Source organism: Pedobacter sp. BAL39 (assembly GCF_000170795.1).
In the GTDB taxonomy this organism is placed as follows: domain Bacteria; phylum Bacteroidota; class Bacteroidia; order Sphingobacteriales; family Sphingobacteriaceae; genus Pedobacter.
In genome coordinates, this window is the sequence record NZ_ABCM01000002.1 from 255887 (window position 1) to 278588 (window position 22702).

A 22702-nucleotide genomic window follows, 5' to 3' on the forward strand; every position below is an offset into this window, starting at 1 on the left:
GGCCGATGGCAGTGGTATTATTATTGTGCCGCATAAATGAACATACATTTTAAAACCTGATGAGTAAACTTAAAAAAGTAATGATCGCTGATGATGATCCCGGAATTCTGGACGCCGTGCAGGCGATGCTGGAATTTGGAGGATATGAAGTAAGCACAACAAATAACGGGGCGACCATCCTGGAGATGAAAGATCAATTTCCAGATGTGTTGTTGCTCGACGTATGGATGTCCGGAACAGATGGGAGGGATGTTTGTAGGCGCCTGAAAGAATCTGAGCGCACAAGGTCAATGCCGATCATCATGATTTCTGCAAGTACTGAGCTGGAGAAATCTGCAAAGGATGCTGGTGCAGATGATTTCCTGGAGAAACCCTTTGATATGGATGAACTGTTCCTTAAAATCAATAGATTTATTGAAAATTAATTCAGTACCTGTTTTGTGGCATGAAAACTTCTTTGATGAATTGGAGAAAAGATCGATTCCTTTCAAGAAGATAGGTAGCAGAGGCTTTGACCTGATTCAGCTTGATACCTATCCGCTGGTTGTCCATTTGGTTGATCTGAAATCATCCTTATTCTATGTAGCTGAAGATTTCATCCGGTTACAGGAAGCACATCAGGAAGAGGGGATTTACCTGGTTCATCTTTGGGAAGACGTCTGGTATACGCGCGCAGCACAAGTAATGGCAAGAATCAGTTCTATCCTGGGTTTAAACAAAAAGATCCATGGCCGCCAGTGTACGATCGTTACCATCAGTCAGCAGGAGGCCAATGTTTTTCTTGATCAGCATCACCTTCAATTTAGCGTAAAGGCAAAATACCGGTTCGGACTGATGAAATCGGGACAGCTGGTGGCTGTTGCTCTCTTCAGCGGTGGTCGGCCGATGCCCCGTATCAGTGCTTCGTACCTTTCTTACGAACTGGTACGTTTTGCGAGTATTTCCGGGTATACGGTGAGCGGTGGTTTTACCAAGCTGCTGAGACATTTCAGTTTAAGCTATCATCCTGATGACATTATGAGTTACGCGGACCGCGACTGGTCATTGGGAAATGCTTATGCGAGGTCGGGCTTTAACCTGGTTGAAGCGACTGCAGCCATACCGATGTGGGTAGACCCGGTTAGCTTTACCCGTTATTTTGTCCACCGTTTACCGAATACGGATGCGTCAGAATTCAAACCTGTATTCAACACGGGAAATTTAAAATATAAATTATATCTGAATGGATGTTAATCCGCTTCTTGTCGTACTTGGGCCGACTGCTTCTGGTAAAACCAGGCTGGCGGTACGTCTTGCTGACGCTTTTCATGGAGAAATCATCAGTGCAGACAGCAGGCAGTTGTTTCGTGGTATGGACATTGGCACAGGAAAGGACCTTAGCGAGTATTGGGTTAACGACCGGAAAATTCCATATCACCTGATCGATGTGCTCGATGCGGGTGAAAAATATAACGTAGACCGGTTCAAAAATGACTTCTATGAGATTTTCTCCAGCCTAAGTACAAAGCCATCACTTCCGATACTTTGTGGTGGCACGGGGCTTTATATCCATAGTGTATTACATCCACATCCTTTTACCAGTATCCCAGTTGATGAAACGTTACGCCATGACCTTTCCGGACTTCAAATTGAAGTGCTTCGCAGGCGGCTTACTGAGCTGCCTTCAGTTTATGTGCAACACGCTGATTTATCTTCTTCCAAACGACTGATCCGCGCCATAGAAGTGGGGACTTATCTTTCTAAAAATGATTTTCATGCGCCCGAAGTGCCTAAGATGAATGCATTTGTGATAGGATTGAGCGGGAATATAGAAACCAGGCGGCGGCGTATTCTCGATAGGATGAGGTCCCGGTTTGAGGAGGGGATGATCGATGAAGTTCGCGCACTGCTTAAAAAGGGCGTATCCAAAGAGATCTTGATTTTCTACGGACTGGAATATAAACTTATTGCAGGTTATCTTTCTGGTGAAATGAGCTACGCCGAACTACAGGAAAAATTAGGCATAGCTATAGGTCAGTTTGCGAAGCGTCAAATGACATTTTTCAGGAAAATGGAAAAAGATGGTATGGTTATTCATTGGTTTGATCCGGAAAGTGACGACTTATTTGAACAGGTAAGTGATGCTTATCTGAAAAAAAGCCCTCAATTATGATCTCATTGGTCTGCTGTTCTTTGGCTGATGTAAACTACTTGCTTTTTATAAAGCTTATTACTTTCTTGGTCGCATTGTCCTCTGTCTCACAGGTATTTGCTTTTGTAGTGTTTTTAAAGGGCTTGGTCTAAAGCTTGCCGTGTTTAAAGCCATAGGAGTTACATAAAATGACGTTCAGTGCATTTGTATGACCTGTGGCATACCTTTTGTCTTGGGTATAGCAACAATCATTTTTTGATTAAAACACATACGATATGAAAACAATTACTAAAGTTTTAGCCTCTGCAGCAGCTGTAGTCGCTATATTTTTTACAACTAACGTGAATGCACAGCAAACGAACCTCGGTGTAGGTCTGAACCTTGGTGTTCCTACAACTGATGGCTATAATTTTGCCATTGGCGCCGATGCGCGCCTGCAGTTTGATGTGACCAAGCAATTGTCTATCCCTGTTACCACAGGATATACTCACTTTATAGGGGAAGACAATGTTCCTGATTTCGGATATATTCCTGTTAAAGCGGGATTAAAATATTTCCTTGATGAAACTGGTTCCGGATTTTACGGACTTGCTGAAGCTGGTGTTGCTTTTGGCGTAACCGGTGGAGAGCGTACTTCATTCATCTATTCTCCGGCACTGGGGTATGCATGGAGCAGCGGTCTGGATCTTGGCGTGAAATATGAAGGCCTTCCAAAAGATGGATTTACGCCAGGGATGGTTGCCCTGAGAATCGCTTACGGCTTTAAGTTGTAGTAAATCAATTATATATCATTTAAACCCCGGTAGAATTAATTTTACCGGGGTTTGCTTTTTATTCTGTTGATGGTTTATATGTAAATTTAATCGAAATCCATTATCGCTTTCACTACGTATATACGATCACATCTATTTATCAATTTTAAATCATCTAAAAAATCGATCACTATGAAAAAGATTACAAAAATTCTCGCGCTGGCAACTGTAATTACAGCGGGTACATTTACATTAGGTAAAGCACAACAGGCAATTCCCCTGGATAGTAACAAAGGTGTCCGTTTTGGCATCGGCATTAGCGGTGGTATAGGCGAAAAAGATTCACCCTTCAAAAATAGCTACGGGGCAGACGCTCGCTTACAGTTTGATTTATCTAATTACGTTTCCATCACTGCAACTGGCGGTTATACCAAACTGGTAGCCGACGATGGTTTCACTGATTATGATTTCATTCCTGCAAAAGGAGGAGTGAAGGTCTTCCCACTTACCGTGAAAGGCTTCTATGGTTCGGGTGAGGCTGGTGCCGGATTTTCGACTAAGAAAGATGCTAAGACTGCCTTCATCTGGTCAACAGGCGTAGGTTATGAATGGCAGAATGGCTTTGACCTGAGTGCAAGATACGAGGCTTACAGCCAGGATAGCGCATCAAATACTTATGTTCCCTATAATGGACAGTTTGCATTACGTCTTGCTTACGGCTTTAAATTATAGAACTGTAATTTACAGAATTACGCTAAAGCCCCTGAAATTTTCAGGGGCTTTTTTATTTTTATGAATAAAAATTCCTATTTTAACCACAAATCAGGGATGATGTCTCCGTCATGGACGATTTTAGCCGAAATAACCATTATACACCTATATGAGAAAATACCTTACTATAGCCGTAATTGCCATTGCTGCTTCCTGTACAAATCCAGAGGCGAAAACTGTAACTCTAAAAGATAGTTCCGCGACGACTGCCGCGTCTGACAGTACTGCGAATGTAAAGCTTAAAAACGATACCGTACAAAATATTTATAATGGCTACGAGTCGTTGAAAAATGCGCTGGTAGGTACAAATTATAAAGCAGCACAAGCGGCGGCCGGTACACTTCACACTACACTGGCAACTTTTAAAGGTTGTGAAAGTACTGCTGTTACTGCCGATAAGATTGCCAAAGCAAAAGATATTGCTGCTCAGCGTGCCGCTTTCACTTCATTAAGCTCAGATTTGATCGCGATGTTCAAACATGCTGACCTTGCAGAAGGCACAATTTATGTTCAGCATTGCCCAATGGCAAATAAAGGAGATGGAGGCGACTGGCTTGCTTCCGCGAAAAAGATCGAGAATCCTTACTATGGGGATGAGATGATGGACTGCGGTGCGGTTGTTGAAGAAATTAAAGCTACAAAGTAATTCTTTGAATACTTACCTGCTGGTGACTCGCATTTAATCGAAATTTAACAGCTTTGTTATACAGGTTTAAACACTAATCAAAATGGATTAGTTATTTTTGTTAATTACAATTTAAGAATAATTTATATATATGTCAGATATTGCAGAAATTAAGATTGACGGTAAGGTCTACGAATTTCCGATCATTACCGGGACGGAAGGAGAGAAATCGATAGACATTTCCAAGCTCAGAGAATTGACAGGTCACATTACTTTAGACCTGGGATATAAAAATACCGGATCGACGAAAAGTGCAATTACCTTTTTGGATGGTGAGAAGGGAATATTAAAATATCGTGGTTATGCGATTGAAGAGCTTGCTCAGAAATCGACCTTCCTTGAAGTCGCTTACCTGCTTATCTACGGAGATCTTCCTACTCAGGAACAACTGGATTATTTCACAAACAGGATTACGCGCCATACGCTGATTCATGAAGACATGAAGAAGTTTCTGGATGGCTATCCTTCGAAATCCCATCCAATGGCACAGCTTTCTTCCCTGGTGTGCTCGCTGTCTACATTTTATCCAGAATCGCTAAAGGCCAACTCTACTAAGGAGGCAATGGACCTGACCATGGTTAAATTGCTTTCCAAGTTTCCGACAATCCTTGCCTTTATTTATAAAAAATCATTGGGGCATGCGTTAATGTACCCTAAGACTAAATATGATTACGTAACAAACTTCCTGCACATGATCTTTGGGCGCCGTACAGAAGATGTTGAGATTGATCCGGTAATGGTAAGTGCCATGAATACCTTATTGATCCTGCACGCAGATCACGAACAGAATTGCTCTGCTTCAACGGTGCGGATGGTTGGTTCATCAGATTGTAACCTTTACGCTTCAGTATCTGCTGGTATTGATGCATTATGGGGGCCGCTTCATGGTGGTGCCAATCAGGCAGTAATCGAAATGTTGGAGCTGATTAAGGAAGATGGTGGTGATACTGAGAAATGGATCAATAAAGCGAAAGATAAAAACGATCCTTTTCGTATGATGGGTTTTGGACACAGGGTATATAAAAACTTTGATCCAAGGGCTAAGATCATCAAGAAAGCATGTGATGATATCCTTGATAAACTGGGCATCAATGATCCGGTACTGGAGATTGCAAAGAAACTGGAAGAGGCAGCACTGAATGATCCATATTTTGTAGAACGTAAATTATATCCAAACGTCGATTTCTATTCAGGTATCATTTACAGGGCTCTTGGGTTCCCTACCGATATGTTTACTGTATTGTTTGCATTAGGACGGCTTCCGGGATGGATTGCACAATGGAAAGAAATGCACGAGAACAAAGAACCTATCGGACGTCCGCGTCAGGTATATGTTGGTCATACCAACAGGGAATTTGTAGACATTAAAAACCGGTAATAAACAAGTTTTTTTAAAGCTGAGGTGGTATCATTCTTTAATTAATGATACCACCTCTTTTTATACACCCTATTTTGCACTATATTCCTAAAGCAGCTTGCCTTCCGAATTTGAATAAATTCGGATGTGTTCGGTTTTTATTCGTCAATTGTTCGGGTTTTGTTCGCTATTCACAAGGGGTTGACAAGGTATTCAGAAGGTATTGTCATATCCTTTCTTAGGTGCTTGGATATAGAAATGTCTTAAAAAAGCCTGCTTAAAGTGTTGTCAGAGGCGAACTATACCCTGTCAACCTTCGAAAGTGCTAGTTAAAAAAATGATGTTTTTTGATATTAGATTTAACAGATCATTTGGTGTCGGACTTATACCTTGAGGGTAATTGCTTGATTTAGGAATTTGCTACGAATAAAAAAGGATGCTCATCTTTTAATGATGATGCATCCTTTTTTTAAATCAGATCATTAATCTGTTGCACTTAGTGATGGTTCATAGCGCTAATGGCCCGTGCCTCAGCCGCGTTATGTTTATATTTGAAGATGAATGGGAAGATCACAGCAAGCACAAGTGTATATGCAGAAAAGGTGATCCATATTCCATGCCAGTCTTTGCTTTGGTCGGCAAGGGTAAAGTACTTTTCAATGATCAGACCGCTGGTGAAGCTGCCGAACAAGGCTCCAAAGCCATTGACCATCATCATGAACAGCCCCTGGGCACTGCCTCTGATTTTCGCATCAATCTGGGTTTCTACAAACAAGGAGCCTGAGATGTTGAAAAAGTCGAATGCCATGCCATAGATGATGCAGGAAAGAATGATCATCCACAAACCCCCAGCAGGATCAGCGAAGGCAAATAGCCCAAAGCGGAGCACCCAGGCCAGCATACTCAGCAGCATGACGTACTTTATGCCAAACTTTCTTAGAAAGAAGGGGATGGCAAGAATGAACAGGGTTTCAGAGATCTGTGAGATGGACATGATGATCGCAGGGTACTTGACAGCGAGCAATCCGCTATATTCCGGCACATTCTTAAAATCATGAAGAAAAGTATCTCCATAAGCATTTGTAAGTTGTAATGCTGCACCAAGAAACATAGAAAAGAAAAAGAAAACTGCGAATTTTCTCTCTTTGAATAAGGTAAAGGCCCTCAGACCAAGCGCATCTACAAAAGATTTGGTGGTCACTTCTTTACCCAATGGCGGGCACTTAGGAAGTGTAAACGAATAAATACCAAGAATCAGTGATACCGCCGAGGCGATATAAAACTGGTTGGATGAAGCTTCGTTGTTGGTCAGGCTCACTACCCATAGTGCCGCGATGAATCCGATGGTACCCCAGATGCGTATTGGGGGGTAATCTTTTACGACATCTTTATGATCACTCTTTAGCGCCGAATAAGCTACTGTAATAGAGAGTGATAGTGTCGGCATGTAAAAGATCATATTCAGAAGGATTACCCAGAAGAAGGTTGATGGATCAGTAACCATCGGCAGGCAAAAAAGGACGATGGCACCACAGATGTGCATGAGACCGTAGAGTTTTTCTGCATTGACAAACCTATCTGAAATAATCCCTGTTAATGCAGGCATGAAAATAGCAGAAATTCCCATGGTGGAGAAGATGGCGCCAAACTGGGCACCCGACCAGTTTTTATTTTGAAACCAATAAACCCCGATTGTAATCAGCCATGAACCCCAGATAAAGAATTGCATGAAATTCATCAGGGTTAAGCGCAGCTTAACTTTCATAATTTCGTTTGTTTAGTTCGTCGCGTATGCGCGCAGCTTTTTCGTAGGCTTCTTCGGCAAGGGCTTCCTGAAGTCTCTGATTCAGTTCTTCTATGCTTAGGGATTTATAATTTGTACCTGGAATAGAAGTGTTGATATCTTCTGAGCCCTGTTCTTTAGGGATGGAGTCCATATTTTCGAGAAAGAGAAAGTCATTTCCCTCGATTACGATTCCAGCAGAAGATAGGATGAATTCATAGGTGTATATTGTGGCATTGAAACGTACAGCAAGCGCAATGGCATCAGATGTACGTGCGTCGATTTCCTGAATGCCCTCTCCATCGGAGCAGATGAGCTTGGCAAAGAAAACTCCTTCCACCAAATTGTAAATCAGGATTTCAGTGATCTGCACATTGTAGGTCTGCGCAAAGGTCTTGAACAGGTCATGGGTAAGTGGCCTGCTGGGTGTCATTTTTTCTATTTCTATCGCTATAGCCTGCGCCTCAAATGCACCTATGATGATGGGCAGCCTTCTTCTGCCATTTACTTCGCCGAGCACCAACGCATAAGCACCGGATTGTGTCTGGCTGTAGGAAAGACCTATAATGTCGAGTTTTACTTTTTTCATATTAAACAATACGCTGCTGCAATTGGAATTACAGCAGCGTATTTAAATTATCCTTTATGTGCTTTTAATGCTTCTATTAACCTTGGAACAACTTCAAAGGCATCTCCTACAATTCCATAGTCTGCAACCTTAAAGAAGGGAGCTTCAGGATCTTTGTTGATGACAACAATGACCTTTGAGGAGCTTACACCTGCAAGGTGCTGGATGGCTCCCGAAATACCGATAGCGATATACAGGTTAGGGCTGATGGCAATGCCTGTTTGGCCTACGTGCTCAGAATGCGGTCTCCAGTCGGCATCTGATACGGGTTTCGAGCAAGCTGTTGCAGCTCCCAGAAGACCTGCAAGTTCTTCCACCATTCCCCAGTTCTCAGGTCCTTTAAGTCCTCTTCCTGCAGAAACAACAATCTCTGCATCCGGTAACGATACTTTATTGGTAGCCCTTACGATTTCTTTAACGATCGCCGCAAGATCTGTAGCCTTAACTTCGGGGCTAAAGCTTTCTATACTTATTTCCGTTGCGTTTTCTTTTACGCCATAGGCATTTGGATTTAATGCAACCACTTTAATTGCCGAGGTAAGGGAAGTTACGGCATAAGCTTTACCTGAAAACGCAGTTTTTTTAACCAGGAATTGGCCACCATCCATTTTTGGTAACTCTACGGCACCATCGATCAATCCGGCTTCCAGTTTAACGGCAATACGGGGTGCAAGCCCTTTTCCTGAGAAGGAATTTGACAGCACAACGATATCAGCACCTTCTTTTTTAGCTGCTTCGGCAACCACGGCAGCATAAGCCTGGTTAACGAAAGTTTTTAGCTGATCATCGGTAACTGTCAATACTTTGGATGCACCGTATTTTCCAAGTTCCTGCAATTCCGACACTTCGATATTTCCGATAGCAATTGCTGTAAGGCTGCTACCCTGAGCATCTGCAATGGCTTTTGCGTAAGAAACCGCTTCGAATACCGATTTCTTAAATTTGCCCTCTACTTGTTCTACATACACTAAAACTGACATAAAATCTTTTTTAAATAATAAAAATTAGGATAGGAAGAACTTAGATAACTTTTGCTTCCTGATGTAACAGCTGAATCAAGCTTTCTGTTTCTTCAGCAGGGATCAATTTTACGGCACCACGAGCTGGCGGCGTGTCAAACTGTTTAATTTCTGAGACCTGGGCGATCTCTTTGGCCTCAATGACCTGTAAAGGTTTTGTTCTGGCTGACATGATGCCTCTCATGTTGGGGATTTTAGGCTCGGCAGTTCCTTCTGCACAGCTGGCTACAAACTTGCCGCTTACTGAGATGATTTCTTTACCACCTTCAATCTCGCGCTCAACGGTGGCAGTGCTGCCATTGTAGTCTAGTTTTTTTATAATGGAGATGGAAGGGATCTCTAAAAACTCACCTACCATCGCTGCTACCTGGGAGCCATTGTAGTCGATGGACTCACGACCACAGAGGATCATGTCAAAGTCGGTGCTCTTTGCATATTCTGCAATCTGGTAAGCGGTAAAATAGGCATCTCTTGGGGTTGCATTGATCCTCACCGCATCATCAGCACCGATAGCGAGGGCTTTTCTGATGGTAGGATCTGTTGCGCTTTCACCGACATTGACTACGGTTACGGTCCCTTTACCACCTTCACAAAGTTCAATTGCTTTAGACAAGGCAATTTCATCATATGGATTGACTATAAACTGCACTCCTGATGTATTGAATTGTGTATTATCGTTGGTAAAAGTTATTTTTGTCGTTGTGTCGGGCACATTACTGATACAAACTAATATTTTCATAATAATTGTCTTTTTGCAAATCTAATTAAAAAAGCAGGGATTTAAAATGCAAAGTACCCGATTAGCAAAGTTATTGGAGTTTTTATCCAACGACCCTAATGATCCTTTTGTGCTATACGCACTAGCCACCGAATACAATGTTTCAAATGAGGTCGAAAAGGCATTTGAATACTATTTAAAGCTTGTTTCTGAACATCCGGATTACGTAGGGACTTATTACCACCTTGGTAAACTCTATGAAAAGCAGGGACAGCAGGAATCTGCTATCGGAGTTTATCAGCAGGGAATGGCTACTGCCCGGAAAAAAGGCGACAGGCATGCCTTTTCTGAGCTTCAGGGGGCCTATAATTCTGCTGCTGGACTTGATTACGAGGACGATTAGACGCTGCTGTTTGTGAAAACAAGACAACTCTTATTCGTCCGGGATGTTTTTCTCTTTACTTTTAGTGCTTTTGGTGGTGCTCAGGCACATTTATCTCTGTTGCTGAAGTATTTTGTAAAGAATACCCGATACATCACCGAGGAAGAACTGCTGGAGCTGAATGCGCTGGCACAGGTACTGCCGGGACCGGCTTCTACCCAGACGCTGGTAGGGATAGGCTATAAGGTTGGCGGCCTGAAGCTGGCGATCCTTACCTTTCTGATCTGGGTCATTCCTTCAGCAGCAATCATGACTTTCGTTGCGATCAGCTTCGCGCGCTGGGACCAGCAACAAAAGTTCAGTGAGGTGTTGGAGTATGTGCAGCCTATTGCGTTGGGAATTGTTGCTTTTGGTGCATATAACCTTGCCAGAAGGATTTTAGTGTCGCAGATGACCATCTTCCTTGCAGCAGCTGCTGCGGTTGTTACACTGGTGCTTAGAAACGCCTATGTGTTTCCTATGGCAATCCTTATCGGGGGCATCATTTCTTCTATCGTTGGAACGCCAAGTGAAGAGTCGGAGCTGCGTACAGGTTTATTTAAAAATGTAAATAAAAAAAAGCTGCTGTATTTTATCGGTGTATTGCTGTTTATGGCTTTGCTGGGTGCAATCATCAACCGGACCTCACCTTTTAGTTTACCCATTAGGCTTTTTGAGAATTTTTATAGAAATGGGATCTTTATTTTTGGCGGAGGCCAGGTTTTAGTGCCATTGATGTTCACAGAGTTTGTAGAGATGAAGCACTATTTAAGTGGCTCGGGATTTCTCTCCGGATTTGCCTTTCAACAGGCTTTACCAGGGCCAACATTTTCATTTACGAGTTACCTGGGGGCGATGAGCATGAAGAACTACGGCTATGGCCTTTCTGGCCAGATCATGGGCGGGTTTGTCGCAGTGATGGGGATCAATCTGCCTGGCTTACTACTGGTGCTTTTCATTGTTCCCTTTTGGGAGGATCTTAAAAAAATCACCAGGATCAAATATTCAATGACGGGCATCAATGCGGTCAGTGTTGGATTTATCATCGCGGCATTTCTGCTGCTGGTGCAGCCTGTAGGCTTAAATGTCATGGCAGTAGCCATTATGGTGTCCACCTTTCTGATATTGCATTTTACAAAAATAAGCCCGCCAATTATTGTATTGGCAGGCATACTGTTAGGTTATTTTATCTAGCGGAAAGGCGCTTCGTGTGTCTGGTTTTAAAATGGAGCCTCATCATCATGCATGTCATCCATTCTCGAAGGTTTAATGATGACATTTCCTGCAGGTCTGTCAAAGTCCTGGGAAGGCGACATGCCGGCGCTGGAGCTTTCAATAGAGAATGAATTCGGCGCGGAGAAGTTCTCCTCAAGATCGGCAAACTTCACATACTTACCGATGAAGCGGAGTGGTACGATTCCTGTTTCACCATTCCTGTGTTTCGCAATGATAACCTCACCAATACCAGCCTGTGAACGACCTTGCTCATCTTCAGTAATTCCATAATATTCCGGACGGTATAGGAAAAGTACCATATCGGCATCCTGCTCAATAGATCCGGATTCACGTAAATCGGATAACATAGGTCGTTTACCATTTGGACCCGGCCTGCTCTCTACCGCACGGCTCAACTGAGATAGTGCAAGGACGGGGACATTTAACTCTTTGGCTACAGATTTTAAGGCCCGTGAAATCGCACCGATCTCCTGCTCCCTGTTTCCGCCGCCGCCGTCACCTTTACCGTGCATCAGCTGCAAGTAATCGATAATGATCAGCTGAAGGTCGTATTGTGATTTGAGCCTTCTGCATTTGGCTCGGAACTCAAAGATATTTAAGGCAGGAGTGTCGTCGATAAGAAGGGGGGCCTCGGTTAGTGTGCCGATTTTGCTGTGGAGCTGTTGCCATTCCCATTCTGCAAGGTTACCTTTTCTGATTTTCTCCTGTTCAATTTCAGTTTCCCCTGCAATGAGACGATTGACGAGCTGTACCGATGACATCTCCAGAGAGAACACGACCACCGCCCGTTTAAAGTCCACCGCCGCATTCCTTGCGCAGGTGAGTACAAAGGCTGTTTTTCCCATCGCAGGACGTGCCGCTATGATCACCAGATCGGAAGGTTGCCATCCACCTGTAATACGGTCAAGGTCGGTAAACCCGGAAGGCACCCCCGTCAGTCCGTCACTTTTATTCCTTAGCTCTTCGAGTGCTGCCAGGGATTGTTTTACAATCTCATCCATCTTCTGGGTATCACGACGCAGGTTATTCTGCGCAATGTCGAAGAGGTTTTTTTCAGCATGATCCAGCAGGTCGAAGATATCTGTGGTGTCCTCATACGCGTTTTGGATGATCTCTGAGGAGATCCTGATCAGCTCCCGCTGGATGTATTTCTGGGAAATGATTCTGGAGTGGTATTCGATATTGGCTGCCGAAGCTACCCTGTTGGTCAGGTTAGTAATGTAATAGGCGCCACCCACCATCTCCAGCAAACCCTGGTTTCTCAATTCTGAAGTTACAGTAAGGATATCTACCGGTTTTGATTTCTGGAACAGTATGGCAATAGCCTCGAAAATTTTCTTATGGGCCTCTGCATAGAAAACTTCAGGTTTGAGAATATCAATTACTGTAGACAGTGCGTCTTTTTCGAGCATTAAAGCGCCCAAAACAGCTTCCTCAAGGTCTAATGCCTGAGGTGGGATCTTGCCGAGCGTACTCATAGAATTATTCATTCTGTTTTTCCGCGCGGCGAAACTTGCCTTATCTTGTCCTTGATTTCCGTTATCCATACTCATAGGTACAAAAATAGACAAAAATCAAGTGCTTTTATGAATTGTTTATGCACACTTATTAAAGTCAAAACCCCGTAAATTCCTAAGGCATTCTTCATTTGTATCTTTTTGCTCACAGCAGAATGTTGATAAGCAAAATTCGCATTGTCAACAAATAGCTTCCCGAAATCGCATTATTTGAGCTATTTTTGCGCTTCAATTTAAGAAAGATGGAAAATTCCAGAAGGCCTGCAAGACCTAAAGAAAATAATGAGTTTATATTCGGTATTCGCTCTGTAATAGAGGCGATTAAAGCTGGTAAGGATATTGAGAGTATCTACATTCAGCGCGGCCTGACGGGAGGCATTATACTGGAACTTAAGGCCTTATTGAAAGATGTTGATGCACCAGTTCACAATGTGCCCGTGGAGAAACTGAACAGGATGACGCAGAAAAACCATCAGGGAGTTATTGCAGTGATCTCATCTATAACTTTTCAAAAGATCGAAGATATCATTCCTGCTGTTTATGAGAAAGGGGAGACTCCATTGATTCTGATTCTCGATGGTATTACCGATGTCAGGAATATGGGGGCAATAGCCAGGACTGCTGCCTGCGCGGGAGTTCATGCCATTGTGGTACCCACAAAAAATTCAGCGCAGATCAATGCCGATGCGATCAAGACCTCGGCAGGGGCATTGTTTACAATTCCGGTTTGCCGTCATCCAAACCTCCATAAGACCGCTTTGTTCCTGCAGGAATGTGGCTTGCAGATTGTGGCTTGTACAGAAAAGACCAACGACTTGATTTATGCGCCTGATTATACGACCCCTACTGCCATCGTAATGGGAGCAGAGGATGAGGGTATTTCAAATGAAATTATGCGTATGGCCAATCATTTGGCTAAGATTCCGATGATCGGGGAGATCAGCTCGCTGAATGTTTCCGTTTCTGCGGGTGTCATTCTATATGAGGCCATCCGTCAAAGGACATTATAGAAGAGCTCCTAAACAGGCCCGGCTCAGAAGCTAACTCTGATCCGGGCTATGTTGTTACTATGCTTCTTCAAAAAGATAACCACTGTAGGCGAGCCCTTTGGCAACGCTGATAAAGTTATCGCCGGAATGGATCGGGACACCCGGAAACTTGCTGACGAAAAGTTTTCTCACGGCAGCGACCAAGGAAGTTCCTCCGGTAAGGAAAAGACTGTCTATGGTCTGTATATCAATCTTATGTTTCAGCAGAAACTCATCCAGGTAGTTGCTGATTTTGCGCAGGTCTTTTGCGATAATTTGGTTATACGCGTCAATGGTGATCTCTTCATTGATTTCAATTCCTCTCTGCGAATAATGGAAATTAACACTTTCTGCTGCGGAGAGTTCCACTTTTGTCTTTTCGATGGATTGGAAGACAGAATAGCCAAGGTTATGTTCTGTCAGTGTCAGCAGGTTTTTAAACTTAGGATCCTGCCCGGAATAATGGTAATAATTCTGCAAGTCATTTTTGATTTTGATGCCGTTGAAGAAGTTCATCTGTTCCCAGGAACAGATATTGGCAAAAAGAGAAACAGGTACAGTAAGCATTTTGCCCGGAGCAGCCTGATATAAGGTTTCTTTGCCAAAATAAGGTGTGCCCCTGTCCCACATAAAAGCAGAATCAAAGCTGTCCCCACCAATATAAATCCCGCCGGTAGCGATGATGTCTTTCCTGCGATCTTTGTTTCCTACATTTTCGGGGTCAAGTACCAGGTAGGTGAAGTCGGTGGTACCGCCGCCCAAATCTGCTACGAGCACATTTTCCTTCTCGCTGATGGTGCGTTCGTACGCAAATGCAGCCCCAATTGGTTCAAACTGAAACCTCAGTTCCGTAAATCCTGCATCCGAGGCGGCTTTGGCCAGCCGCTTTTGTGCAAGCGCGTCTTTGGCTGTGCTCTCATCATCAAAGAATACCGGCCGGCCGATAATGGCCTTCTGTACGTCCTGTCCGGTGATGGCATCGGCCTGTTGTTTTAGTTCTTTCAGGATCAGCGTGACAAGGTCTGAAGCATTGTATCTTTTATTGAAGATGCGTGTTTCTACGAAGCTGCTCCGCGGCAGGATTCTTTTTATGGACTTCATGAAGCGTCCCTGCATTCCATCGCCGAGGTAGGCTTGTATTGCTGCTTCCCCAACCAGATATTTTAAGGGTTCAGAAGCGCTTTGGTCCTGCTGAAAATACAGCAGGGAGGGGATGGTAATGGTGCTGAGCAGGGTTTGTTGCTCTTCGTCGTAAATGGATAGGGCGGAGTTGGTTGTTCCAAAGTCTATTCCATAAAGAAATTTTTTCATGGGTGGTGGTTTAAAAAAAGACATCCGGATCAGTTGGAAGCCTGGTCCGGATGTGGTATGTCAGGTCTTTGGCCTGATGGATTGCAGTTAAATGAACCTGGTGCCGAATTTTGATTTGACATCAGCGACAACCTGCTTGATGCTTTGCTCTTCGGTCCTCGGACAAATCAGTAGTGTGTTGTTGGATTCTACTACAATATAATCATGCAGGCCCTGCAGGATTACCAGTTTGTCTTTCGGGACATTGACCATGCAGTTCGAAGAGTCGAACATCATCACCTGTTCTGATGGAATTACCGCATTGCCTACATAGTCGTGCTCCGCAATTTCATAAATTGAAGCCCATGTTCCAAGGTCAGACCAGCCAAAATCAGCAGGTAATACATACACGTTGTCTGCTTTTTCCATGATGCCAAAATCGATGGAGATGTTGGTGCACTGCTGATAAGCAGAACCTACAAATTCAAGCTCCGATTCGGTATTGTATGCGCCATTTCCCTGAGAGAAAATCTCGTACATATCTGGAAGATGTTTGAAGAAGGCTTTGTTGATTGCACTGGCAGACCAGATAAAAATACCTGCATTCCATAGAAAATCTCCACTTTGCACAAAGGATTTTGCAAGCTCCAGATTGGGTTTCTCTGTGAAAATCTTCACTTTGTGAATCTGATCATCACTGGGAAGGGTGTTTTCTATGTATTGTATGTAACCGTACCCGGTGTCCGGGCGACTAGGTTTTATGCCGAGCGTGATGAGGCAGTCGTTTTCAGCTGCGGCCTTCAGGGATTGTTCTATAGCTTCAATAAAAGCCTCCTGATTGGTAATCGTGTGGTCAGAAGGGGCTACAACGATCGTCGCATTCGGGTTAATGTCTGCAATTTTCATCGATCCATAGGAAATGCAGGGAGCTGTATTTCGCATGATCGGCTCGGCAAGGATTTGATTTTCTGCAAGATCAGGCAGCTGTTCCCTGATGATGTCCGTGTAAATCTCGTTGGTAACGATAAAGATGTTTTCTGGTGGACAGATTCTGAGAAAACGTTCGTAGGTACTTTGGATCAGTGTTTTTCCAATGCCAAAGAAGTCAATAAACTGTTTTGGGTATGCTGTTCTGCTGACAGGCCAGAACCGGCTGCCTACGCCACCGGCCATAATTAAGGCGTAATTATTTTTATTCATGTTTAACGAAAAATATTAGATGATTCCTTCCTGCAGAAGGTCGTGTAAATGGATGATGCCGAAATAAGCTCCTGCATCTGTTACTAGTAACTGAGTAATGTTATTTTCTTTGATGAGCTCAAGTGCGCCCACTGCCAAAACATCTTTTTCGATCTTTTTTGGGTTCCTGTTCATTAAATCGCTGGCTTTTATATTGGTTAAATCCGTATGCTTTTCGAGCATCCGTCTGATGTCACCATCAGTAATAACGCCTAATATAGCATTTGATTCAACAACAACAACAGCACCTAAACGGTTTTGACTAATTTCTACGATTACATCCTTCACGGCTGCATCCGGAGCGATGGAAGGTTTTGCGTTCTTGAGGGCAAGATCGCCAGTTTTGAGGTAAAGGCGTTTTCCCAGTGATCCTCCGGGATGATACCGTGCAAAATCTTTTTCATTGAAGTCACGGGCATGGAGCAGGCAGACAGCGAGGGCATCGCCCATTGCAAGCTGTGCTGTGGTGCTGGTTGTCGGTGCCAGGTTATTGGGGCATGCCTCTTTGTCGACAGTAGTATTCAGGAGAAAATCCGAGAGCCGGGCCAGGTCCGAATTGACCTGTCCGATCATACCCACCATCACATTTCCGGACTGCTTAAGTAGGGGGGCAAGTACTTTGATTTCGGGCGTATTTCCGCTCTTGGAAATGCAGATGACAATGTCATTTTTCTGGATCATTCCAAGATCGCCATGTACCGCATCTGCAGCATGCATAAAGATGGACGGCGTACCTGTAGAGTTAAAAGTAGCCACTATTTTTTGTGCAATAATTGCGCTTTTACCAATTCCCGTTACGATTATGCGACCATTACAGGCCAGAATCAGCTCTACAATCTTCACAAAATCGTCGTTTATATTCGGGATCAATCCCAGAATAGATTGCGCTTCAAGTTGTAAAGTGTTGACTGCCGCCGCGATAATAGATTTTTTACTTTTCAAACAGAATTATTTAGTATATTGATGCTTTGAATTTGTGCAAAATTATGTTATTTTGAAGTAAAAATAGCACTGAATATTTTATACACGTAATGGATGTGAAAAAGTCGTTGTTTGATAACTTACAAACCTTTTTTGGTTTTGACAATTTTAAAGGTGATCAGGAGTCTATCATCACTAATGTTCTGGAGAAGAAAAATACGTTTGTGATAATGCCTACAGGTGGGGGGAAGTCCATTTGTTATCAGTTGCCGGCATTGATGAGTGAGGGTACCGCGATTGTGATCTCGCCACTGATTGCGCTGATGAAAAATCAGGTAGATCAGCTCAGGGCTTTTGGAGGGAGTGACAGCATCGCTCATTTTCTAAACTCATCACTCAATAAAGCAGAAATTACCCAGGTGAAAAGTGACTTGCTCAGTGGGCAGACAAAGCTGCTTTATGTAGCCCCGGAGTCGTTGGGAAAGCAGGACAATATCGAGTTTTTAAAGCTCATCAAAATATCTTTTGTTGCAGTTGATGAGGCACACTGTATTTCCGAATGGGGGCATGACTTCCGTCCGGAGTATCGTAAAATCAGGCAGGTCATCAGTGGGCTTGGTGTGGGCATCCCCATCATTGCCCTCACCGCTACAGCAACGCCTAAAGTGCAGCAGGACATCATCAAAAACCTGCAGATGTCGGATGCTACATTGTTCAAATCGTCCTTTAACCGGCCGAATTTATTTTATGAGATCCGCCCGAAAAGAGATGTGATCAAAGAAATCATCAGGTACATCAAATATAATACAGGTAAATCAGGAATTATCTATTGCCTGAGCCGTAAAAAGGTGGAGGAGGTTGCTGAATCGTTAAACCTGAACGGTATCAAGGCCTTGCCTTATCATGCCGGGCTGGAGCCTAAAGTACGGGCCGACACACAGGATAAGTTTCTGATGGAAGATGTTGAAGTGATTGTGGCTACGATTGCTTTCGGAATGGGGATTGACAAGCCGGATGTTCGTTTTGTAATTCACCATGACATTCCAAAGAGCATGGAGGGATATTATCAGGAGACCGGACGTGCAGGTAGGGATGGCGGGGAAGGGGTGTGTATTGCCTTTTATGCGCAGAAGGATGTCGACAAGCTCGCCAAATTCATGAAAGACAAGCCTGTTTCTGAACGTGAGATTGGTACACAGATTCTCAAAGAGGTGATTGATTATGCGGAGTCCGGCGTATGCAGAAGGAAACAGATCCTTCATTATTTTGGCGAGAACTTCAATGAGACCGGATGTAACTGTATGTGTGACAACTGCAAAAAGCCAAAACAGCTTTTTGACGCGGAAGAATCACTGCTCACTTTATTAAAACTTGTAGCCCGTATTGGGGAGAAGTTCGATGACACCCATATCCTCAACATATTCCTTGGCTCTGAAACGGCACAGACAATCGCTTATGAGCATGGTAAAATCCCGGAATTCGGCGCAGGGCTTGTGGAGGGAGAGATCCACTGGAAGTCTTTGGTGCGTCAGGCGGTACTTAATAACTTTCTATCCAAAGATATAGACAATTATGGTCTGCTTAGGCTAACGAATCTTGGGCGCGACTTTATTGAGAACCCTTACAGCCTTAAGTTCCTGTTAAATGAGCCAATAGATAGTGCTGCGGATGATGATGAGGATGATGTGAAACATGGATCAGGCACATTGGATATGCAGTTGTTACAGTTGCTTAAAGACCTCCGCAAGAAGATTGCAAAGCAAAAGAATGTACCTCCTTTCGTCGTTTTTCAGGATCCTTCCCTGGAGGAAATGTGTACGCACTATCCGATAGCGATGGACGAGCTGAAACAGATTTCTGGAGTGGGTAACGGCAAGGCACTTAAGTTCGGATCGCCGTTCATAGAGCTGATTAAAAAATATGTGGAAGACAATGATGTTGAGCGCCCTATAGATCTGATCATCAAAACCCAGGCAAATAAGTCGCAACTGAAGGTATCGATCATACAAAATATTGACAGGCAGATCGGCCTTGAAGATATTGCAAGGTCTAAAGGAATCACCTACGACGACATCCTGAAAGAGGTAGAAGCAATTGTGAATTCAGGCACGAAACTCAACTTGAATTACTTCGTAGATGAGATGATTGACGAGGACCGTCAGGACGAGGTGTTTGACTATTTCCAGTCTGCGGAGAATGATTCTATAGACGAAGCCCTAAAGGAGCTGGGGGAATCCGATTATTCCCGTGAGGAAATCCAGCTCATGCGCATCAAATTTATGTCTGAGTTGGGAAATTAGTTCCTGCAGAATTAGGATAAAGCAAACCGATTGGTTTTGAATAGCATAAAATAGCTGATATCGGGCGAAATACACGTGGTATCAGCTATTGCCACTTATAAAAACACAAAAATGATCAATTTCGATTTAGCAAATTTAAAACATCAGGATTCAGGTAATTTTTTTCTCATGGCTGGTCCATGTGCCATTGAAGGCGAGGAGATTGCTCTGAGAATCGCTGAGAAGATTGTTACGATAACGGATAAACTGGAGATACCGTTCATCTTTAAAGGTTCCTACCGTAAAGCAAACCGGTCTAAAGGTGGTTCTTTTACTGGTATTGGCGATGAAAAGGCATTAAAAATACTCGAGAAGGTGAGTAAGACTTTTAACGTGCCCACGGTAACCGATATTCACGAAAGTGACGAGGCAGCAATGGCGGCAGCTTATGTTGATGTATTGCAGATCCCCGCATTTCTTTGTCGTCAGACAGACTTGTTGATTGCTGCTGCAAAAACAGGAAAAGTCGTCAATGTAAAAAAAGGTCAGTTCCTGTCTGCAGGGTCTATGAAGTTTGCGGTGGAGAAAATCGTTGAATCAGGAAACAACAGGGTGATTCTTACCGACCGAGGAAATACATTTGGTTATCAGGACCTGATTGTAGATTACAGAGGTTTACCTGAAATGCAGGGCTTTGGTGTTCCTGTGGTGATGGATTGTACGCATTCCCTGCAGCAGCCGAATCAGAGTTCCGGTGTAACAGGAGGTAAACCTGAGCTCATTGAAACCATATCGAAAGCAGCTGTTGCTGTTGGCGTAGATGGTTTGTTTATAGAGACACATCCTGATCCTGCAAATGCAAAATCTGATGGTGCGAATATGCTTCACCTGGACTATCTGGAAGATCTTCTGATAAAACTTGTCAGACTCCGAAAAGCGGTTATTTAGCGGCTTCCTGAATTTATCTTAAGGGATTTGCTTAAGTGAAGAATCCCTTAAGATTATATTTTAGTAATCACAAACGACGTTCTTCTATTCAGTCGCCTGTTGTCTTCGGTATCATTGGCAACAACAGGTTTCTTTGCCCCATATCCCTTGTATTGTAAACGCTGTGGATCAATTTGATTGTCCAGCAGATATTCATATACCGCTTTCGCACGATTAAGTGACAATTGCTCATTCAGCTGGTCATTGCCTACATTATCTGTATGCCCTTGTATTTCCATCTGTACATTTGGATTGCTTTTCAGGAGGTTGAGCAGTGTCGAAAGTTCGCTGACGGATTCTGGCAGCAGTTTAAAGTCATTGGTATCGAAGAAGATGTTTTTCAGCACCATGTTTGTTCCTACCTTTAGTTTCTGAAGATAGATTTCCACTACAAATGGTTTGCTGCTGCTACCGGTTGTAAGCGGATAATTTTCCGAATATAAGGCGTAACCGTCCGCAGAAGCATGGAATGCGTAGTTGTCGCCGAGCGGCATGACCACCAGGAAAGAACCATTTTCTGCGGAGGTATAATCGTCATAAACCACTTTATTCTGGTTCAGGTTGACCACCTGAACGTTTGCATCCAGGAAAGCCTTGCTTTCCTGATCACGGACAATGCCCTTGACATAGGTGATGGGCAATGGTCTTTTGTCCTGTGGCAATTGAAACTGGTAGATGTCCATATCGCCGTAGCCGCCCTTCAGATCAGAGGAAAATAGCGCCTGACTGCCATCGGGCGTCACAATCAATCCTGTTTCCTCATTGAATGTATTGATGGGATAACCCAGGTTCAATGGGTGCAGCCAATGTCCGTCATCACGAAGCACGGTTTTAAAGATATCTTTGTTGCCAAACCCGGGCCAGCCATCGGAAGAAAAATACAATGTCTTGCCGTCAGCATGAAGATAGGGCGTATGCTCATCATAGGGCGTATTGATTTCAGGGCCAAGATTCACAGGATCAGCCCAATAGCCTTCCTTATTTAGCGTGCTCTTCCAGATGTCATAACCACCAAGGCCACCGGGCCTGTTGCTGACAAAAAACAGCGTGCTGCCATCGGGGCTGATTGCCGGCTGGGAATCCCAAAATGCTGAATTTACGGGAGCGCCGAGGTTAAATGGTTTACCCCAGCTGTTGCCCTCTTTATGGCTCACATAAATATCACACCTGCCCAGACCATCGGGGCGGTTACAGCCTGTAAAGAAGAGGTACTGCCCGTCGGGGGTGATCGATTGCGCACCTTCATTAAATTGTGTGGTATTGATCTGATCGCTGAGTGGAAGTGGAGCAGCCCAACCTTTCGCATCTTTCCTGGACATAAAGAAATCTTCGTTTCCATTGATGTTTCTACTGAAGATCAGGGTTTCACCATCAGCAGTAATTGCCGGAAAATAGTCGCGGTGAGATGAATTGACGTTTGGGCCAAGGTTTACCGGTTCATAAGGCTGCGGTTTGTTGATGGCCAGACTTGCAAACTCAAGGTCCTTTTTGTATTTTTCTGCCTTTTTGATAAAGTCCTTGTCCGAGCCTGCATAGTTTTTCAGGAATGTCATGATGTTGCCCAGTCCGGGTGTATAATCACCTGTCAACAGCTGACATTCTGCAAGGCCATAATAGATCCTGGCATCAACAGCTGGATCCAGTTTTATAGCCTGCAGGTAACTTGATTTGGCAGCCTCGTAAGCTTTTACCCGTCTGTTGATTTCCGCAAGCTGTATGTATGCTTTAACAAAGGAGGGGTCGGATGCCACCGCTTCATTCAGAATAGCAATGGCCTGATCATATTCATTGTTGTTTAAGTAAGCCTGAGCTTTGTCGAAACTATTCTGAGCTTTCTTATTTACATTAGATTGTGCAGTGGCTGCCTGTATGGTCAAATACAGGAAAAGAGACCATAATATTTTCTTCAATTTAAGCTATATCTGATGAACAGGACTAAA

At 43.7% G+C, this 22702-nt stretch carries 21 protein-coding genes; 12 read left to right on the forward strand and 9 right to left on the reverse strand.

Annotated features, from left to right (window positions below; translation table 11 throughout):
* Positions 1 to 59: 59 nt before the first annotated feature.
* The 7 genes from PBAL39_RS03345 (at position 60) to PBAL39_RS03375 (ending at position 5717) form a co-directional block, all read left to right on the forward strand.
* Positions 60 to 425 carry a PleD family two-component system response regulator gene (locus tag PBAL39_RS03345; protein WP_008238309.1) on the forward strand — a complete coding sequence of 122 codons (366 nt, stop codon included), beginning with the start codon at positions 60 to 62 and terminating at the stop codon, positions 423 to 425.
* A complete protein-coding gene (locus tag PBAL39_RS03350) occupies positions 415 to 1233 on the forward strand; it encodes a hypothetical protein (RefSeq protein WP_008238314.1) in 819 nt (272 codons plus the stop codon). Before PBAL39_RS03345 ends, PBAL39_RS03350 begins: the two co-directional genes overlap by 11 nt.
* Positions 1223 to 2152 (forward strand): tRNA (adenosine(37)-N6)-dimethylallyltransferase MiaA, encoded by a 930-nt coding sequence (gene miaA, locus PBAL39_RS03355; protein ID WP_008238316.1) that lies wholly within the window; start codon positions 1223 to 1225, stop codon positions 2150 to 2152. The genes PBAL39_RS03350 and miaA overlap by 11 nt, the downstream gene beginning before the upstream one ends.
* Before the next feature lie 254 nt (positions 2153 to 2406).
* Positions 2407 to 2904, forward strand: a complete 498-nt coding sequence (locus PBAL39_RS03360) for a hypothetical protein (protein WP_008238320.1) — start codon at positions 2407 to 2409, stop codon at positions 2902 to 2904.
* Positions 2905 to 3075: 171 nt separating this feature from the next.
* A complete protein-coding gene (locus tag PBAL39_RS03365) occupies positions 3076 to 3615 on the forward strand; it encodes a hypothetical protein (RefSeq protein ID WP_008238321.1) in 540 nt (179 codons plus the stop codon).
* Between the two features lie 148 nt (positions 3616 to 3763).
* The gene (locus PBAL39_RS03370) at positions 3764 to 4300 is read left to right on the forward strand and encodes a DUF3347 domain-containing protein (protein WP_008238322.1); all 537 of its coding nucleotides are present in this window, start codon (positions 3764 to 3766) and stop codon (positions 4298 to 4300) included.
* 130 nt (positions 4301 to 4430) lie between these two features.
* Complete coding sequence (locus PBAL39_RS03375) at positions 4431 to 5717, forward strand: citrate synthase (RefSeq protein WP_008238324.1); 1287 nt, start codon at positions 4431 to 4433, stop codon at positions 5715 to 5717.
* A 475-nt stretch (positions 5718 to 6192) separates the two neighbouring features.
* On the opposite strand, the gene PBAL39_RS03380 is transcribed toward PBAL39_RS03375, so the two are convergent.
* Genes PBAL39_RS03380 through PBAL39_RS03395 form a run of 4 tightly spaced genes read right to left on the reverse strand, consistent with a single transcriptional unit; the run spans position 6193 to position 9865 of the window.
* On the reverse strand, positions 6193 to 7461 hold the full coding sequence (locus PBAL39_RS03380) for a nucleoside permease (RefSeq protein WP_008238326.1): 1269 nt from the start codon (positions 7459 to 7461) through the stop codon (positions 6193 to 6195).
* Complete coding sequence (locus PBAL39_RS03385) at positions 7451 to 8068, reverse strand: bifunctional nuclease family protein (RefSeq protein WP_008238328.1); 618 nt, start codon at positions 8066 to 8068, stop codon at positions 7451 to 7453. Before PBAL39_RS03385 ends, PBAL39_RS03380 begins: the two co-directional genes overlap by 11 nt.
* Before the next feature lie 47 nt (positions 8069 to 8115).
* The gene (locus tag PBAL39_RS03390; RefSeq protein ID WP_008238330.1) at positions 8116 to 9087 is read right to left on the reverse strand and encodes an electron transfer flavoprotein subunit alpha/FixB family protein; all 972 of its coding nucleotides are present in this window, start codon (positions 9085 to 9087) and stop codon (positions 8116 to 8118) included.
* Positions 9088 to 9127: 40 nt separating this feature from the next.
* Entirely contained in the window at positions 9128 to 9865 is a 738-nt protein-coding gene (locus PBAL39_RS03395; protein WP_008238341.1) for an electron transfer flavoprotein subunit beta/FixA family protein, read from the reverse strand.
* 46 nt (positions 9866 to 9911) lie between these two features.
* On the opposite strand from PBAL39_RS03395, the gene PBAL39_RS03400 reads away from it, so the two are divergent.
* A complete protein-coding gene (locus tag PBAL39_RS03400) occupies positions 9912 to 10247 on the forward strand; it encodes a tetratricopeptide repeat protein (protein ID WP_008238342.1) in 336 nt (111 codons plus the stop codon).
* Positions 10248 to 10259: 12 nt separating this feature from the next.
* Positions 10260 to 11459: a chromate efflux transporter gene (gene chrA / locus PBAL39_RS03405; protein ID WP_039866017.1), complete on the forward strand. Its 1200-nt coding sequence runs from the start codon at positions 10260 to 10262 to the stop codon at positions 11457 to 11459.
* Between the two features lie 26 nt (positions 11460 to 11485).
* Here chrA and dnaB read toward each other — a convergent pair whose 3' ends face one another.
* Positions 11486 to 13048, reverse strand: a complete 1563-nt coding sequence (dnaB, locus tag PBAL39_RS03410; RefSeq protein WP_008238346.1) for a replicative DNA helicase — start codon at positions 13046 to 13048, stop codon at positions 11486 to 11488.
* A gap of 212 nt (positions 13049 to 13260) precedes the next feature.
* Between dnaB and rlmB the strand changes: the two genes are divergently transcribed.
* Positions 13261 to 14028, forward strand: a complete 768-nt coding sequence (gene rlmB, locus PBAL39_RS03415) for a 23S rRNA (guanosine(2251)-2'-O)-methyltransferase RlmB (RefSeq protein WP_008238348.1) — start codon at positions 13261 to 13263, stop codon at positions 14026 to 14028.
* Between the two features lie 57 nt (positions 14029 to 14085).
* Here the strand turns inward: rlmB and PBAL39_RS03420 are convergent, their stop codons facing one another.
* The 3 genes from PBAL39_RS03420 to PBAL39_RS03430 all read right to left on the reverse strand — a co-directional run bounded on the left by PBAL39_RS03420 (position 14086) and on the right by PBAL39_RS03430 (position 17517).
* Positions 14086 to 15357 (reverse strand): Hsp70 family protein, encoded by a 1272-nt coding sequence (locus PBAL39_RS03420; RefSeq protein WP_008238350.1) that lies wholly within the window; start codon positions 15355 to 15357, stop codon positions 14086 to 14088.
* Between the two features lie 87 nt (positions 15358 to 15444).
* The gene (locus PBAL39_RS03425) at positions 15445 to 16536 is read right to left on the reverse strand and encodes a mannose-1-phosphate guanylyltransferase (RefSeq protein ID WP_008238361.1); all 1092 of its coding nucleotides are present in this window, start codon (positions 16534 to 16536) and stop codon (positions 15445 to 15447) included.
* 15 nt (positions 16537 to 16551) lie between these two features.
* Complete coding sequence (locus PBAL39_RS03430) at positions 16552 to 17517, reverse strand: SIS domain-containing protein (protein WP_008238363.1); 966 nt, start codon at positions 17515 to 17517, stop codon at positions 16552 to 16554.
* An 89-nt stretch (positions 17518 to 17606) separates the two neighbouring features.
* Here PBAL39_RS03430 and recQ point away from each other — a divergent pair, with 89 nt between their 5' ends.
* Positions 17607 to 19796: a DNA helicase RecQ gene (gene recQ, locus PBAL39_RS03435; RefSeq protein ID WP_008238364.1), complete on the forward strand. Its 2190-nt coding sequence runs from the start codon at positions 17607 to 17609 to the stop codon at positions 19794 to 19796.
* Between the two features lie 111 nt (positions 19797 to 19907).
* Positions 19908 to 20723 (forward strand): 3-deoxy-8-phosphooctulonate synthase, encoded by an 816-nt coding sequence (gene kdsA, locus PBAL39_RS03440; RefSeq protein ID WP_008238366.1) that lies wholly within the window; start codon positions 19908 to 19910, stop codon positions 20721 to 20723.
* A 53-nt stretch (positions 20724 to 20776) separates the two neighbouring features.
* Here the strand turns inward: kdsA and PBAL39_RS03445 are convergent, their stop codons facing one another.
* Entirely contained in the window at positions 20777 to 22672 is a 1896-nt protein-coding gene (locus PBAL39_RS03445; protein ID WP_039866019.1) for an OmpA family protein, read from the reverse strand.
* Positions 22673 to 22702: the final 30 nt, after the last annotated feature.

Bases quoted from the DNA above. Each gene is read 5' to 3' on its own strand.
- PBAL39_RS03345 (WP_008238309.1), top strand. From the start codon at position 60: ATGAGTAAACTTAAAAAAGTAATGATCGCTGATGATGATCCCGGAATT.
- miaA (WP_008238316.1), top strand. From the start codon at position 1,223: ATGGATGTTAATCCGCTTCTTGTCGTACTTGGGCCGACTGCTTCTGGT.
- PBAL39_RS03360 (WP_008238320.1), top strand. From the start codon at position 2,407: ATGAAAACAATTACTAAAGTTTTAGCCTCTGCAGCAGCTGTAGTCGCT.
- PBAL39_RS03365 (WP_008238321.1), top strand. From the start codon at position 3,076: ATGAAAAAGATTACAAAAATTCTCGCGCTGGCAACTGTAATTACAGCG.
- PBAL39_RS03370 (WP_008238322.1), top strand. From the start codon at position 3,764: ATGAGAAAATACCTTACTATAGCCGTAATTGCCATTGCTGCTTCCTGT.
- PBAL39_RS03375 (WP_008238324.1), top strand. From the start codon at position 4,431: ATGTCAGATATTGCAGAAATTAAGATTGACGGTAAGGTCTACGAATTT.
- PBAL39_RS03380 (WP_008238326.1), bottom strand. From the start codon at position 7,461: ATGAAAGTTAAGCTGCGCTTAACCCTGATGAATTTCATGCAATTCTTT.
- PBAL39_RS03385 (WP_008238328.1), bottom strand. From the start codon at position 8,068: ATGAAAAAAGTAAAACTCGACATTATAGGTCTTTCCTACAGCCAGACA.
- PBAL39_RS03390 (WP_008238330.1), bottom strand. From the start codon at position 9,087: ATGTCAGTTTTAGTGTATGTAGAACAAGTAGAGGGCAAATTTAAGAAA.
- PBAL39_RS03395 (WP_008238341.1), bottom strand. From the start codon at position 9,865: ATGAAAATATTAGTTTGTATCAGTAATGTGCCCGACACAACGACAAAA.
- PBAL39_RS03400 (WP_008238342.1), top strand. From the start codon at position 9,912: ATGCAAAGTACCCGATTAGCAAAGTTATTGGAGTTTTTATCCAACGAC.
- dnaB (WP_008238346.1), bottom strand. From the start codon at position 13,048: ATGGATAACGGAAATCAAGGACAAGATAAGGCAAGTTTCGCCGCGCGG.
- rlmB (WP_008238348.1), top strand. From the start codon at position 13,261: ATGGAAAATTCCAGAAGGCCTGCAAGACCTAAAGAAAATAATGAGTTT.
- PBAL39_RS03420 (WP_008238350.1), bottom strand. From the start codon at position 15,357: ATGAAAAAATTTCTTTATGGAATAGACTTTGGAACAACCAACTCCGCC.
- PBAL39_RS03425 (WP_008238361.1), bottom strand. From the start codon at position 16,536: ATGAATAAAAATAATTACGCCTTAATTATGGCCGGTGGCGTAGGCAGC.
- recQ (WP_008238364.1), top strand. From the start codon at position 17,607: ATGGATGTGAAAAAGTCGTTGTTTGATAACTTACAAACCTTTTTTGGT.
- kdsA (WP_008238366.1), top strand. From the start codon at position 19,908: ATGATCAATTTCGATTTAGCAAATTTAAAACATCAGGATTCAGGTAAT.